Genomic DNA, 13,851 nt, shown 5'->3' on the forward strand with positions numbered 1-13,851 from the left:
GCCGAAAACCATCCGCCCCACCCTATTCGCCCGCTCCCGCGCAACGGCGCCGGGCCGGCGAGCGACCGGCCCGGCGGCTCAGGGGATGAGGGCGCCGACCCCTTCGACCACCAGCATCCAGGTGGGCTGCCCGCCCGTGCCGAAGGCGGAGGCGAGGACGTACCCGATCGCGGCGTCGGCGGGGCGGGCGGGGGCGCCGTCCCGCCACTCCACGATGACGATCTGGTCGCCGTCGCAGGAGAAGTCGCCGAGGCGCTTGCCGTCGCGCATGAGCCGGCTGCTGGGGATGGAGTCCGGGACGAGGACGTAGACGGCGCCGTCGTACGTGGTCTCGACCCGGTAGGACTTCCGGCGGAGCTTGCCCCGGCCCGGCCGCAGCGGCACCGGCGAGCCGTCGACGGTCAGCGTCAGGTGGGCGGTGTCGCGGGTGCCGATGGCGATCTGCGGGTCCGGCTCGCTGCCCGGGTCGCGCTCCAGGACGGCGGTGGGGATCCGATCGCCGGAGACGGTCACCCGGTGCTGGCCTTCGATGCGGACGGTGATCTCGCCGAACAGGGTGTCCTCGGTGGTGAAGGGAGCGGGCGCCGGCAGGTCGGTCATCTGCGATTCCTTTGGTGGGTCGTAACTCCGGCCGCATGGAATGGAATTCGCGGGCCGGAATTCGCGGGCCGGGGTGATTCTCTCATTCGACGAGACGGACTCACCCGGTGGTGGGCGCCAGTTGACCTCCCGCCGGCTCGCGGTGGAAGCACGGCGGTCGAACGGTTTCCGGTGGGCACGACGGTCCCGGCAGGCCTGCGCCGCACACCCCAACAGCCACGGCCGGATCTTCCAACCCTCCTTCACCACTTAATAGTTGTCCCATTCGATGGCAATGGAATCACCTAGGCTTCGATCCATCCGGTGCCCGGCGCGGCGCACCGGCCGACTCCTCGCCCCCGGCCAGGGTGACCAGCGTGCCCGCGGGGACCCCGCACCCGCCCGAGCCCACCGGGCCCGCCGACCGGACGGTCATCGAGCTCGGCCAGTCGGTCACGCTCAGCTGGGACCACGCCGCCGCGATGTCGCGCGTCTTCACCGGGCTGGGCGACGACGCCCCCCGCTACACCGCCTGGCTGAGCTCCGCCGCCTGCACGTTCACTCCCACCGCCGCCGGGCTGTACCGGTGGGAGGCGAGCACCGCGAACGCCGCCGAAGGACGGGCCGGCAGCGCGTGGTCCGAGGACCAGTTCCTGCTCGTCAGGGCGAAGGGCTCCTCGACGCCCGACCCCGGGCACGACACCCCGGCCGTCCCCCGCCTGCTGGCCCCGGCGGACCAGACCGTGGCCAAGGCCGGCCGGTCTCGCTGAGCTGGACGGCGAGCGGCTTCCCCTCCCACGCCTCGGTGCTGTCGCCCGACGGGACCTGGCAGAACATGCCCTGGCAGGACGCGTCGACCTACCTGTACACCCCGCCCTCGCCCGGGATCTACGTCTGGAACGCGTTCACCGAGGCCAAGGGCGGCTGCGACGGCGGGACCTGCGCCAGCGGGGCGAGCGCGCAGCGGTACCTGATCGTGGAGTGAGGTCCCCACAGCCTTCGGCCACTACTTGAGGAACGCCGCCCCGGCGAAGAGCCGGGCGGAGTTGGTGCGGTCGATGGCGGCGCGGGTGGTGTCGGGGAGCGGGTGGTCGGCGACGTACGCGGGCACGCCGGGGACGCCGGGGCCGGGCAGTTGCGAGGGGTGGACCAGGGCGACGGCCTCCCGTCAGCTGGTTCTCCGGCACCGAGTCTGCCCGCCTCGTCTCGCGGCGCGCCAGTGATCCCGCCATCTCCGGATCATGAAGTTCTCACACTCCCGTCCGGTGGGATCCCGGTTGTCCGGTAGGCCGCTCCAGGAGACGAACTTGTTCGTTACGAACATGTTCGTTATCGTGGAGGAGCGGGCGGCGAACCCACGCCGACCGACACGGACCGACACCGACCCGAGGAGTGGCCATGACCGTCCAGCACGTTCCCGTCGCCGTCATCGGAGCCGGGCTCGGGGGCCTCGTGCTCGCCCGGGTCCTGCACGTCCACGGCATCCGGGCCGCCGTCTTCGACCTGGAGCCCTCGCCCGAGGCCCGCACCCAGGGCGGCCTGCTCGACATCCACGACGACTCCGGCCAGCAGGCCCTGCACGACGCCGGGCTGCACGACCGGTTCCTGGCCCTGGTCCACGCGGGCGGCGAGGCCCTGCGGGTGGTAGGGCCGGACGGCGCCGTCCGGCTGGAGCAGGAGGACGACGGCACCGGCGGCCGCCCCGAGGTCGACCGGGGCCGCCTGCGCGACCTGCTGCTGGACTCCCTGCCCACCGACACCGTGCGCTGGGGCCGGAAGGTGGTCCGCGCCCACGCGCTGGGCGACGGCCGCCACCAGGTCGCCTTCGCCGACGGCACGGCCGTCACCACGGACCTGCTGGTCGGGGCGGACGGCGCGTGGTCCCGGATCCGGCCACTGCTGTCCGACGCCCGGCCCACCTACACCGGGATCTCCTTCGTCGAGGCCGACCTGCACGACGCGGACACCCGGCACCCCGAGGCGGCCGCCCTGGTCGGCGGCGGGTTCTTCCTCTCCGTGGCCGAGGGCCGCGGCTTCCTCGCCCACCGCGAGGGCGACGGCAGCATCCACGTCTACACCGCCGTCCGGGCCGGCGAGGACTGGCTGGACGGCATCGACACCACCGCCCCCGACACCGCCAAGGCGGCCGTGCTGGCCGGCTTCGACGGCTGGGCCGACGGCCTGCGGGCCCTGCTCGCCGACGCCGACGGCGACCTGGTCCCGCGCCGGATCCACGCCCTGCCCGTCGGCCACCGCTGGGACCGCACCCCCGGCGTCACCCTGCTCGGCGACGCCGCCCACCTGATGTCCCCGTTCGCCGGCGAGGGCGCCAACCTCGCCATGCTCGACGGCGCCGAACTCGGCAAGGCCCTCGCCCACCACCCCGGCGACCCCGAGGCCGCCCTGACCACCTACGAGCACGCCCTCTTCCCCCGCAGCGAGGCCTCGGCCGCCGCCTCCGCCGCCAGCCTGGAGCTGATGTTCGGCCCCGACGGCCTCCAGGGCCTGCTCGACCAGTTCGCCGCCCCGAACCAGCCCGCCCCGCCGCCCGGCCGGTAGCGGCGGCGCCGTTTCGGCGAACCAGTTCGTCACGAACACGGTCGCTAGGCTGGCCGGTATGACGAGCTCCCCCTCCCGACCCCGCAGCCGCCGCGAGCGGCCGGCGAAGCCCGCGCTGAGCCACGAGGCGATCGTCGCCGCCGCCGTACGGGTGCTGGAGGCGGAGGGCCTGCCACGGGTGACCATGCGGCGGCTGGCCCAGGAGCTGGACACCGGGCCTGCCTCGCTGTACGTGTACGTGGCCAACGCCGCGGAACTGCACGCCGCGATCCTGGAGGAGTACCTCGGGGAGGTGGACCTGAGCCCGGTGACGGCGGCCGGGGACTGGCGCGAGCGGTTGGCCGCCGTCCTCGACTCCTGCACCGGGGTGCTGCTCCGGCACCCGGCGCTCGCCCACGCCGCACTGGTGGCGAGGCCGTCCGGGCCGCACTACCTGGCCCTGGTGGAGGCGGTCCTGGCACTGCTGCACGAGGGCGGGGTGCCGGACGGGCAGGCGGCCTGGGGCGTGGACGTGCTGCTCCAGGTGGCCACCGCCACCGCCGCCGAGCAGTCCGCCCGGCAGGGCGAGCAGGCGGAGCGGGAACAGGCCGCGCTCACCGACGCGCTCCGCGCGGCGCCCGCCGCCACCTACCCGAGGATCGCCGCGCTCGGGGACGACCTGGTGTCCGGGGCGCCGGAGGACCGGCTGTCCTGGATGTTCCGGGCGGTCGTCAACGGCACGCGCACGACGCCCCGACCCGCCTGACCCCAGCCGCCCGCCGCGCCCCGCCCGCCGCGCCCCGCCCGACCTCGGACCCACCCGAACTCAGGCCGGGCCGGGCTCAGGCGCCCGCCGCGGCCGCCTCGGCGAGGGCGTCCAGCACCGGGCGGATCAGCGGGTGCCCGTCGGCGCCGGCCCGGACGGCGGCGAAGACCCGGCGGGTGGCGAGCTCGCTGTCGACCGGCCGGACGGCGATCCGGCCGAGGTCGACGCCGCGCAGCGCCGAGCGCGGCACGAGGGCGACGCCGGCGCCCGCCGAGGCGAGGGCGACGACGGCCCGGAAGTCGTCGGAGGAGTGCACCAGGCGCGGCTGGAAGCCGGCGTGCTCGCAGGCGAGCAGGACGACGTCGTGGCAGGGGTTGCCCGGGTAGGGGCCGATCCACCGTTCGTCGGCCAGGGCCGCGACGGCGAGCGGAGCGCCGTCGGCGGCCAGCGGGTGGCCGAGCGGCAGCACCGCCTCGAACGGCTCGGCGTACAGCGGGACGCGGGTGAGCCGGGCGTCGTCGGCGCGCGGGGCGCCCCGGTACTCGACGGCCACCGCGAGGTCGGCCCGGCCGTCGAGGACCATCGGCAGGCTGGCGTCGCCCTCCGCGTCCAGCACCTTGAGCCGCACCCCGGGCGCCTGCGCGGCCAGCAGCCCGATCGCCGGGGCGAGGACGAGCGCGATGCCGGTGGCGAAGGAGGCGACGGTCACCTCGCCGGAGACGCCCGCGCTGTAGGCGGCGAGGTCGGCCTCGGCGCGCTCCAGCTGGGCGAGCACGGCGTCGGCGTGGCCGAGCAGGATCTCCCCGGCGGCGGTCAGCCGCACCCCCCGGCCCTCGCGGGCGAGCAGGTCGTGGCCGGTCTCCTGTTCCAGGGCGGCCAGTTGCTGGGAGACGGCGGAAGGGGTCAGGTAGAGGGCAGCCGCCGCTGCGGTCACGGTGCGGTGGTCCGCCACGGCCCGCAGGGTCCGCAGCCGTCGGGCGTCGATCACAGGCCAATTCTGCCAGCGCGCCGGGGTCAGCCGGACCGGACCCGGAACCGGGGCGGGATCCGGGCCCGCTTCCGCGTAAGGGGCGATACGACCGGTGGCGTATTTCCGGACGAGATCGCTTCGCCCGGTTGACCACCCGGCCCGGGCGACGATTGGCTCTTCCCGAGCCGGGCCGCGGGGGTGACGAGGGCCCGGTGCCGTCATCAGGGGAGGATGTCCATGACCACCGCACGAACCCGCCGTTGGCTGGCCCGCACCGCCGGCGTCCTGGTGGCCGCCGCCGTGGCCGGGGCCGCGATGCCAGCCGCCGAGGCCCGGCCGCTCAAGGGCGACACCTCCCGGGTGAGCGAGGGGCCCAAGGGCGAGCAGCTCGACGGCACCTCGTCCGCGCTCGGGCTGAGCGCCGACGGCCGCTCCGCGCTGTTCACCTCGACCGCGACCAACCTGCTGCCCGGGGCCGGCACCCCGAACTCGGACGAGGTCTACGTGCGGGACCTGCGCAACGGGCACGTCGAGCGGGTCAGCGTCGCCGCCGACGGCTCCAAGCTGGACGCCGCCACCAACCAGGCCGCGATCAGCGGCGACGGCCGGTACGTGGCGTTCAGCACCGCCGCCACCAACGTGCTGCCCGGCCAGCCGAAGCACGGCAGCGACGTCTTCGTCCGCGACCGCTGGACCGGCCGCACCGAGCTGATCACCACCGCCGGCCCGGCGAGCACCGACGACCAGAGCATCCGCACCGCCGACAGCCCCACCCTCAGCTGGGACGGCCGCTTCGTCGCCTACGCCTCCAGCCGCACCGACCTCGCCCCGGGCGTGAAGCGCGGCAAGAACAACATCTACGTCACCGACCGCTGGACGCACACCACCCGGCTGGTCACCTCCGGCACGGAGGGCGAGGGCGCCGACAACAACTCCTTCAGTCCGACGATCAGTGCGGACGGCTCGACCGTCGGCTTCGGCTCCCGGGCCGGGAACCTGCTCCCGGGCACTCCGGCCCCGGCCACCGACCCGGCCACCGACGCCGATTCCGCCCCCGGCGCCGGGGCACCCCAGCTGGCCGGGCCCAAGTTCTACCCGTACTACGTCTGGAAGGCCGGCACCGGCAAGATCGCCGGCGCCAGCCTGGACGACACCGGGGCGCTGAGCGACGGCGGACGCGACGGCCGGGTCAGCCCGGACGGCCGCTACGCGATCTACAGCCTCCCGGTCTTCATCGGCGGGGCGCCCGCCCCGGCCCACGGCATCCGGATGGACGTGTACGTCCACGAGCTGGCCACCGGCAAGATCACCAAGGTCAACACCGACCTGCCGGGCACCACCGCCAAGTGGTCCTCGTCCGGTGGCGTCATGACGCTCGACGACCGCTGGGTCTACTTCGACTCCGCCGCCGAGAACCTCGTCCCCGACGACACCAACTCCGCCAGCGACGTCTTCCGCCGCGACCTGTGGACCGGGCGGATCGAGCGGATCAGCCTCACCCGGAGCGGCGGGCAGAGCACCGCCTCCTCCTACGGCCCGTACGTGGACGCCACCGGCGACACGGTGATCTTCGACGCCTCGGACGGTGACCTGGTGCCGGGTGACACCAACACCTTCCTGGACGTCTTCCTGCGCCGCCTGTGACGTCCTGACTCCCCTGCCGCATACGTCCGTTGACGTATTTTCGGCCGAGATCACCCGTGGGCGTTGACCACCGACCCTCCCGACGATTGGCTCTCCCGAAAGCCCGTCGCCGGGAGGGAGCCCGGCCGGGCGACCCCCGGGGAGGCAGACGTCATGACACGCAGCACCCGTACCACCCGCAACCGGTGGCTGGCCGGCGGCGGCAGCATTCTCGCGGCCACCGCCGTACTCGCCGTGACCGCCGCACCCGCCCAGGCCGACCGGGCCGACCGGGCGCCGCGCGGCACCGTCCAGGTCAGCGTCGGGGTGAACGGCGCCGCGCCGGACAACCAGTCGTGGAGCCAGGCGATCAGCGCCGACGGCCGCTACGCCCTGTTCACCTCCTGGGCCACGAACCTGGTGTCCCAGCCCGCGAAGAGCGCCCGCGACGCCTACGTCCGCGACCTGAGGACCGGCCGCACCGAGCGGATCAACCTGGCCGCCGACGGCAGCGCGCTGAACGGCTTCACCGACGACGTCGCGATCAACGCCGACGGCCGCTACGTCGCCTTCGACAGCGACGCCGAGAACGTGGTGCCCGGCATGCAGGTCCAGGGGCGCACCGAGGTGTACGTCCGCGACCGGAAGACCGGCCGCACCGAGCTGATCAGCGGCGGGCTCACCGGCACCGACACCGACAAGTTCCACGCCTCCTACGCGCCCTCGATCAGCGCGAACGGCCGCTACGTGGTCTTCGGCTCCAGCCGGAAGGACCTCGTCCCCGACCTCCAGGGCGACGCCCCCTCGCTGGCCAGGCCCTACACCTGGGACTACAACATCTACGTCACCGACCGCTGGACGGGGAAGACCAGGCTGGTGACCCGCGGCGTGGACGGCAAGCCGGGCGACGGCATGTCCCTCCACCCGACGATCAGCGCGGACGGCCGCACCATCGGCTTCACCTCCATGGCCGACAACCTGCTGCCCGCCGACCAGACCCCCGCCCCGGCCGCCGGGGGCGCAGCGGCGCCCGCCGACCTGGAGCTGGCCCCGGGCATCGCCCCGGCCCTGCCCCACAGCGCGCAGAAGGGCCTGGCCCAGCCGAACCTGGCCCGGCCGGTGACCGCCCCCTACTACACCTACGACGTGGAGTCCGGCCGGATCTCCGCCGCCAGCCTCGACCTCGACGGCAAGCTCGGCGCCCCGAGCTTCGGCGCGACGATCAGCCCCGACGGGCGGCGCGCGATCTACGCCCTGCCCGAGCCCGGCGGGTCGACCGGCGGCCACCGGTTCCACACCGTGCTGTACGTCCGGGACCTCGGGAAGGGCACCGTGACGAAGATCAGCGGCGGCCTGCCCGGCACCACCTCGGTCGGCTCCTCCGACCACGCCCGGATCACCGCCGACAACCGCTGGGTCTACTTCGCCTCCGCCGCCGACAACCTGGTGGCGGGCCCGCAGCACCCGGGCTGGGACGTCTACCGCCACGACCTGCGCACCGGCCGCACCGAGCGGGTCGCCACCGCTGCGGACGGCTCGCTCGGCAACGGCTCCTCGACCGACCCGGTCGTGGACGCCCGCGGCCGCACGGTGGTGTTCAGCTCGACCAGCGGCAACCTGCTCGCCGGCACCGGCGGCCCGGCGAGCACCGACTCCCTGGTCTTCGCCCGCGCCACCGCGCACCACGGCCACGGCGACGACCAGGGCGACGACCAGGACCAGGACCAAGGCCAGGACCAGGACAGCGACGACTGACCGTCAACCGCCGCTCGCACCGTGAACCGCGTACGGGGGCGGGACGTCGGCCGGGCCGGCGTCCCGCCCCCGAAGCGGGAGGGTGGGGCAGATGGTTGGTGGGCCGTGCGGTGGGGGCGGATCGATGCGCCCCCACCGCACGACGGTGGTGAGCCCGCGGGCCGGTCCGGTTCCGAGCGGACCGGCCCGCGGGCAGCTCATGGGGCTGCCGGGCCACCGACCGCCGGGCTACTCGCCCAGCGCGGCGCGCGCGTCGACGAAGGCGGCGACGGCGCGCTCGACGTCCTCGGTGGAGTGCGCGGCGGACAGCTGCACCCGGATCCGGGCCTGGCCGTGCGGGACCACCGGGAACGAGAAGCCGATCACGTACACGCCGCGCTCCAGCAGCAGTTCGGCGAGCCGGCCGGCCTTGGCCGCGTCGCCGATCATCACCGGGGCGATCGGGTGGTCGCCCGGCAGGATCTCGAAGCCGGCCTCGGTCATCCTGCCGCGGAACAGCGCCGTGTTGGCCGCCAGCCGCTCGCGCAGTTCGTTGGACTGCTCGACCAGGTCGAGCACCTTCAGCGAGGCCGCCGCGATCACCGGGGCGAGCGAGTTGGAGAACAGGTACGGGCGGGAGCGCTGGCGCAGCAGGGCGACGATCTCCCGGCGGGCGGCGACGTAGCCGCCGGAGGCGCCGCCGAGCGCCTTGCCGAGGGTGCCGGTGATGATGTCCACGCGGTCCATCACGCCGTGCAGTTCGGGGGTGCCGCGGCCGCCGGGGCCGACGAAGCCGACGGCGTGCGAGTCGTCGACCATGACCATGGCGTCGTAGCGGTCGGCCAGGTCGCAGATCTCGCGCAGCGGCGCGACGTAGCCGTCCATCGAGAACACGCCGTCGGTGACGATCAGGCGGCGGCGGGCGTCCTGGGTCTCCTTGAGCTGCTGCTCCAGGTCGGCCAGGTCGCGGTTGGCGTAGCGGTGGCGGCGGGCCTTGCTGAGCCGGATGCCGTCGATGATGCTCGCGTGGTTGAGCGCGTCGGAGATGACGGCGTCGCGGTCGTCGAGCAGGGTCTCGAAGACGCCGCCGTTGGCGTCGAAGCAGGAGGAGTACAGGATGGTGTCCTCCTGGCCCAGGAAGGCCGAGAGGCGGTCCTCCAGCGCCTTGTGGACGTCCTGGGTGCCGCAGATGAAGCGCACCGAGGCCATGCCGTAGCCCCAGCGGTCCAGCGCGTCCTTGGCGGCGGCGAGCACCTCGGGGTGGTCGGCCAGGCCGAGGTAGTTGTTGGCGCAGAAGTTCAGCACCTCACCGGGGCGGCCGCCGCCGGTGACGGTGACCGCGGCGCTCTGCGGGGTGCCGATGACCCGCTCGGGCTTGAAGAGCCCGGCCTCGCGGATCTCGTCGAGGGTGGTGGCGATGTCGGCGCGCACGTTGTCGAACACTGCGGACTCCTAACGAGGACGAACGGGGGGGCTCAGGCGGTCCAGTCGAGGATGATCTTGCCGCAGCGGCCGCCGGCGGCCTCGTCGAAGGCGGCCGCGAAGTCGTCGGCGGCGTACCGGCCGGTGATCACCGGGGCGAGGTCCAGCCCGCCCTCCAGCAGCACGGACATCGCGTACCAGGTCTCGAACATCTCGCGGCCGTAGATGCCCTTGATGGTGATCATCGAGGTGACGACCGAGGCCCAGTCGACCGGGAACTGCTCGGCGGGCAGGCCGAGCACGGCGATCTTCCCGCCGTGGGTCATGTTGGCGATCATCGACTGCATCGCCTCGGGGCGGCCGGACATCTCCAGGCCGACGTCGAAGCCCTCGCGCAGGCCGAGCTTCTGCTGGCCCTCCTCGATGGTGTGCTCGGCGACGTTCAGTGCCAGCGTGACGCCGACCTTCCGGGCCAGGTCGAGGCGGTACGGGGAGACGTCGGTGATCATCACGTTGCGGGCGCCGGCGTGCTTGGCGACGGCGGCGGCCATGATGCCGATCGGGCCCGCGCCGGTGATCAGCACGTCCTCGCCGACCAGCGGGAAGGAGAGCGCGGTGTGGACGGCGTTGCCGAACGGGTCGAAGATCGCGGCCACGTCCAGGTCGACCGGCACCCGGTGCACCCAGACGTTGGAAGCGGGCAGGGCCACGTACTCGGCGAAGGCGCCGTCCCGGCCGACGCCGAGGCCGACCGTGTTGCGGCACAGGTGGCGGCGGCCGGCCTGGCAGTTGCGGCACTTGCCGCAGACCAGGTGGCCCTCGCCGCTGACCAGGTCGCCGACCGCGATGTCCGCGACGCCGGCGCCGATCTCGGCGACCTCGCCGACGAACTCGTGGCCGAGCACCAGCGGGGTCGTGATGGTCTGCTGCGCCCAGCCGTCCCAGTTGCGGATGTGCAGGTCGGTGCCGCAGATGCCGGTCCGCAGCACCTTGATCAGCACCTCGCCGGGGCCGATCTCCGGCTTCGGGACGTCCACCAGCCAGAGCCCGGGCTCGGCCTTCTGCTTGACGAGTGCCTTCACGGGCGTCGGCTCCTGACGTGCGAGTGGGGCGGCCTTCGCGGGTGGGCAGGCCGAGTGGCCCCGGTGTGGCCGTTCCTGGCGGACGCGATCCGGGCAGGCAGAAATCTGCCTGGTGAGGGTGGGTTCGGTCCATCGAGGAATTCTTAAGGACGGCCACAGCTGGGCTAAACGATCGTGCCCGAGCCGGGGCCGGGGGCGGGTGCGGCGTGCCGGTGCTCACCTGTTCGGCCGAGCGCGAGCCCGCTTTCGCGACACCAACCCCCCAGTGGGCAGTGGTCCTTGACAGCACGGGAGGCGATGTGCGCCAGCCGGCTGGGGCAGTCGGCTGACCGCCGGTCCGTTCGGGTCAGCCCTGCGGCGGTCGACGAGCGGGGCCGCACCGGCGGTGCTTACGGTGGCGGCGCTCCCCCGTCGGCCTCGTGGAGCAGCGCTCCGGGGCCGTCCGCCGCAGAGAGGCGCCTCGACCTATGACCACGCTCCGACGGCCGCATCCGGCCGCGTCCCGTTCCACCCGCCGAGCGGCCTGCGCCGCCCTGGCGCTGACCGGCCTGCTCGCGACCGCGGCCTGCTCCGGCGGGTCACCGCCGAAGCAGGCCGGCGGCGCGGCCCTCACCGCCGAGCCCGCCGCGCTCAGCCCGTCCGCGTCGGGCTCCAGCGCCGGTCCGGGCGCCGCGAGCGGCTCGGCGAGCGGCTCGGCCGGCGCGGTGGTGCCGCTGACCCCCGACGTCGCCAACCAGCTGGACGCCGCGATCAAGCAGGTGCTGAACCAGACCTCCACCCCCGGCGTGATCGTCGGGATCACCACCCCCGACGGCAGCTACCAGCGGGCCTTCGGCCAGGCCGACAAGTCCGCCGGCACCCCGATGTCGCCCGACCTGAACATGCGGATCGGCAGCGAGACCAAGACCTTCACGGCGACCGGCGTGCTGCGGCTGGTCGACCAGGGCAAGGTGGGCCTGGACGACCCGGTCTCCAAGTACGTGGACGGCGTGCCCGGCGGCGACAAGATCACCATCCGCCAGCTCGCCGGGATGCGCAGCGGCCTGTTCCCGTACACCTCCGACCCGAACTTCGTGAACGCGCTGATCAGCGACCCGAACCGGGTGTTCACGCCCGACGAGCTGCTCGCCTACGGGTACAAGCACCCGGCGAACTTCCCGCCGGGCAGCAAGTTCCAGTACAGCAACAGCAACTACATCCTGCTCGGCAAGGTCATCGAGAAGGCCGGCGGGGAGCCCGTGGACCAGTTCCTCAAGGACCAGGTGTTCAGCCAGGCCGGACTGAACGGGACGGTCTTCCCGACCGACGCGACCTTCCCCGACCCGCACGCCCGCGGCTACACCGACCAGACGCCCAACGGCCAGACCACGGACGCCACCGACTGGAACCCGTCCTGGGCCTGGTCGGCCGGGGCGGTCATCTCCAACCTCACCGACCTGCAGAACTGGTCGAAGTCCCTGGCCACCGGCTCCCTGCTGAAGCAGGACACCCAGTCCCAGCGGTTGAAGACCCAGCCGACCGGGGACCCCGGCGTCGGCTACGGCCTCGGGCTGTTCAACAACAACGGGTGGATCGGGCACAACGGCTCGCTGCCCGGTTACGAGACCGTGGCGGTGTACCTGCCGCAGTCCCAGGCCACCCTGGTGGTGCTGCTCAACACCGATGTGCCGTACCGGGGTTCGGAGCCGTCCTCGCTGTTCGCGAAGGCGATCACGCAGATCGTCTCGCCGAAGAACGTCTACTCGATCCCGCCGGTGAACAACACGGCCTCGCCGTCGGCCTCGTCCTCGGGGTCCGCGTCGCCGTCACCCTCGCTCTCGCCCTCGGGGTCGGCCTCGTCCCCGGCCTCGCCCGGCGCCCCGGGGTCCCCCTCCGGCGCGCCGTCCACGGTCAACGCCTGAGCTCCGGACCGACCGGGCGCCTGAACGCCAGACCGCTTGAGGCCCGGCCCGGATCACCGGGCCGGGCCTCCGAGGCGCCGTCACCTGCCCAGCACGCGGGCCAGATCGTAGGAGACCGGCTCCTCCAGTTGCGCGTAGGTGCAGCTCTCCGGCGTGCGGTCCGGCCGCCAGCGGCGGAACTGCGCGGTGTGCCGGAAGCGGGTGCCCTCCATGTGGTCGTAGGCGACCTCGACCACCCGCTCGGGGCGCAGCGCGACCCAGGAGAGGTCCTTGCCGCCGGTCCACCGGCTGACCGCGCCCGGCAGCCGGCCCTCGGCGTGCGCCGCCTCGTCCGCCCAGCCGCCCCACGGGTGGCGGGAGAGGTCGGTCATCCGCAACGGGGCCAGCTCCTCGGCGAGTTCGCGGCGGCGGGCCATCGAGAACGCGGCGCAGACGCCGACGTGCTGGAGCCGGCCCTCGGCGTCGTTGATGCCCAGCAGCAGCGAGCCGACCACCGGGCCGCTCTTGTGCTCGCGGTAGCCGGCCACCACGCAGTCGGCGGTGCGCTCGTGCTTGATCTTGAACATGGTCCGCTCGCCCGGCCGGTACGGCTGGTCCAGCGGCTTGGCGACCACGCCGTCCAGTCCGGCGCCCTCGTACTCGGCGAACCAGGTCTGCGCCACGTCCCGGTCGGTGGAGGCGGGGGCGGTGAACACCGGGTCGCGGGCGGCGCCGAGCGCCGTCTCCAGGGCCGCGCGGCGCACCGACAGCGGCTCGTCCAGCAGCGCGACGTCACCGAGCGCGAGCAGGTCGAAGGCGATGAAGGAGGCGGGCGTCCGCTCCGCCAGCAGCCGCACCCGGCTCGCCGCCGGGTGGATGCGCTCCAGCAGTTCCTCGAACCGCAGCCGGCCGTCCCGGGCGATCACCACCTCGCCGTCCAGCACGCAGCGCGGTGGCAGCTCACGCCGCAGCGCGGCGACCAGCTCGGGGAAGTACCTGGTCAGCGGTTTGCCGGTGCGGCTGCCGAGCTCCACCTCGTCGCCGTCGCGGAACACGATCGTCCGGAAGCCGTCCCACTTGGCCTCGTACTGCATCCCCGGCGGGATCTTCGCCACCGACTTGGCGAGCATCGGCGCCACCGGCGGCATCACGGGCAGGTCCATGGCTCCGATCCTCGCGCGCACGGCCGGAAGGCGCGCGACGAGAGGGCGCAGGGCGAAGAGGGCGCACCGCGGAAAGGGCGCACGCCGAAAAGAC

Annotated in this window: 12 protein-coding genes; 7 read left to right on the plus strand and 5 right to left on the minus strand. The window is 73.8% G+C overall.

The genetic code is table 11. The annotated features are described in order from the left end of the window. Positions 1-78: 78 nt before the first annotated feature. Entirely contained in the window at positions 79-600 is a 522-nt protein-coding gene (locus ACIO9K_RS10715) for a hypothetical protein (protein ID WP_400328425.1), read from the minus strand. A 356-nt stretch (positions 601-956) separates the two neighbouring features. On the opposite strand from ACIO9K_RS10715, the gene ACIO9K_RS10720 reads away from it, so the two are divergent. The 4 genes from ACIO9K_RS10720 to ACIO9K_RS10735 all read left to right on the plus strand — a co-directional run bounded on the left by ACIO9K_RS10720 (position 957) and on the right by ACIO9K_RS10735 (position 3,883). Then, entirely contained in the window at positions 957-1,349 is a 393-nt protein-coding gene (locus tag ACIO9K_RS10720; protein ID WP_400328427.1) for a hypothetical protein, read from the plus strand. 35 nt (positions 1,350-1,384) lie between these two features. Continuing rightward, a complete protein-coding gene (locus ACIO9K_RS10725) occupies positions 1,385-1,564 on the plus strand; it encodes a hypothetical protein (RefSeq protein WP_400328429.1) in 180 nt (59 codons plus the stop codon). 413 nt (positions 1,565-1,977) lie between these two features. Continuing rightward, a complete protein-coding gene (locus ACIO9K_RS10730; RefSeq protein ID WP_400328431.1) occupies positions 1,978-3,138 on the plus strand; it encodes an FAD-dependent oxidoreductase in 1,161 nt (386 codons plus the stop codon). A gap of 58 nt (positions 3,139-3,196) precedes the next feature. After that, positions 3,197-3,883: a TetR/AcrR family transcriptional regulator C-terminal domain-containing protein gene (locus tag ACIO9K_RS10735; RefSeq protein WP_363588867.1), complete on the plus strand. Its 687-nt coding sequence runs from the start codon at positions 3,197-3,199 to the stop codon at positions 3,881-3,883. Between the two features lie 76 nt (positions 3,884-3,959). Here ACIO9K_RS10735 and ACIO9K_RS10740 read toward each other — a convergent pair whose 3' ends face one another. Further along, positions 3,960-4,871: a LysR family transcriptional regulator gene (locus ACIO9K_RS10740; RefSeq protein ID WP_363621618.1), complete on the minus strand. Its 912-nt coding sequence runs from the start codon at positions 4,869-4,871 to the stop codon at positions 3,960-3,962. 219 nt (positions 4,872-5,090) lie between these two features. On the opposite strand from ACIO9K_RS10740, the gene ACIO9K_RS10745 reads away from it, so the two are divergent. Next, positions 5,091-6,497, plus strand: coding sequence for a TolB family protein (locus ACIO9K_RS10745; RefSeq protein WP_400328434.1), 1,407 nt, complete (start codon positions 5,091-5,093; stop codon positions 6,495-6,497). Positions 6,498-6,650: 153 nt separating this feature from the next. Further along, complete coding sequence (locus ACIO9K_RS10750) at positions 6,651-8,231, plus strand: TolB family protein (RefSeq protein ID WP_400328436.1); 1,581 nt, start codon at positions 6,651-6,653, stop codon at positions 8,229-8,231. Positions 8,232-8,459: 228 nt separating this feature from the next. Here the strand turns inward: ACIO9K_RS10750 and ACIO9K_RS10755 are convergent, their stop codons facing one another. Together ACIO9K_RS10755 and tdh are read right to left on the minus strand one after the other, a co-directional pair. Further along, on the minus strand, positions 8,460-9,653 hold the full coding sequence (locus ACIO9K_RS10755) for a glycine C-acetyltransferase (protein WP_400328438.1): 1,194 nt from the start codon (positions 9,651-9,653) through the stop codon (positions 8,460-8,462). A gap of 32 nt (positions 9,654-9,685) precedes the next feature. Continuing rightward, on the minus strand, positions 9,686-10,714 hold the full coding sequence (gene tdh / locus ACIO9K_RS10760; RefSeq protein ID WP_363586714.1) for an L-threonine 3-dehydrogenase: 1,029 nt from the start codon (positions 10,712-10,714) through the stop codon (positions 9,686-9,688). A gap of 467 nt (positions 10,715-11,181) precedes the next feature. On the opposite strand from tdh, the gene ACIO9K_RS10765 reads away from it, so the two are divergent. Then, a complete protein-coding gene (locus tag ACIO9K_RS10765; RefSeq protein ID WP_400328440.1) occupies positions 11,182-12,615 on the plus strand; it encodes a serine hydrolase domain-containing protein in 1,434 nt (477 codons plus the stop codon). A gap of 80 nt (positions 12,616-12,695) precedes the next feature. Here ACIO9K_RS10765 and ACIO9K_RS10770 read toward each other — a convergent pair whose 3' ends face one another. Beyond that, positions 12,696-13,757: an ATP-dependent DNA ligase gene (locus ACIO9K_RS10770; protein ID WP_363621610.1), complete on the minus strand. Its 1,062-nt coding sequence runs from the start codon at positions 13,755-13,757 to the stop codon at positions 12,696-12,698. Positions 13,758-13,851: the final 94 nt, after the last annotated feature.

Origin of the sequence: Kitasatospora sp. NPDC087271 (assembly GCF_044744605.1) — a bacterium.
In the GTDB taxonomy this organism is placed as follows: domain Bacteria; phylum Actinomycetota; class Actinomycetes; order Streptomycetales; family Streptomycetaceae; genus Kitasatospora.

Excerpts from the sequence above, each read along its gene's own strand:
- ACIO9K_RS10730 (WP_400328431.1), top strand. The coding sequence starts at position 1,978 with ATGACCGTCCAGCACGTTCCCGTCGCCGTCATCGGAGCCGGGCTCGGG.
- ACIO9K_RS10715 (WP_400328425.1), bottom strand. The coding sequence starts at position 600 with ATGACCGACCTGCCGGCGCCCGCTCCCTTCACCACCGAGGACACCCTG.
- ACIO9K_RS10750 (WP_400328436.1), top strand. The coding sequence starts at position 6,651 with ATGACACGCAGCACCCGTACCACCCGCAACCGGTGGCTGGCCGGCGGC.
- ACIO9K_RS10765 (WP_400328440.1), top strand. The coding sequence starts at position 11,182 with ATGACCACGCTCCGACGGCCGCATCCGGCCGCGTCCCGTTCCACCCGC.
- ACIO9K_RS10735 (WP_363588867.1), top strand. The coding sequence starts at position 3,197 with ATGACGAGCTCCCCCTCCCGACCCCGCAGCCGCCGCGAGCGGCCGGCG.
- ACIO9K_RS10770 (WP_363621610.1), bottom strand. The coding sequence starts at position 13,757 with ATGGACCTGCCCGTGATGCCGCCGGTGGCGCCGATGCTCGCCAAGTCG.
- ACIO9K_RS10745 (WP_400328434.1), top strand. The coding sequence starts at position 5,091 with ATGACCACCGCACGAACCCGCCGTTGGCTGGCCCGCACCGCCGGCGTC.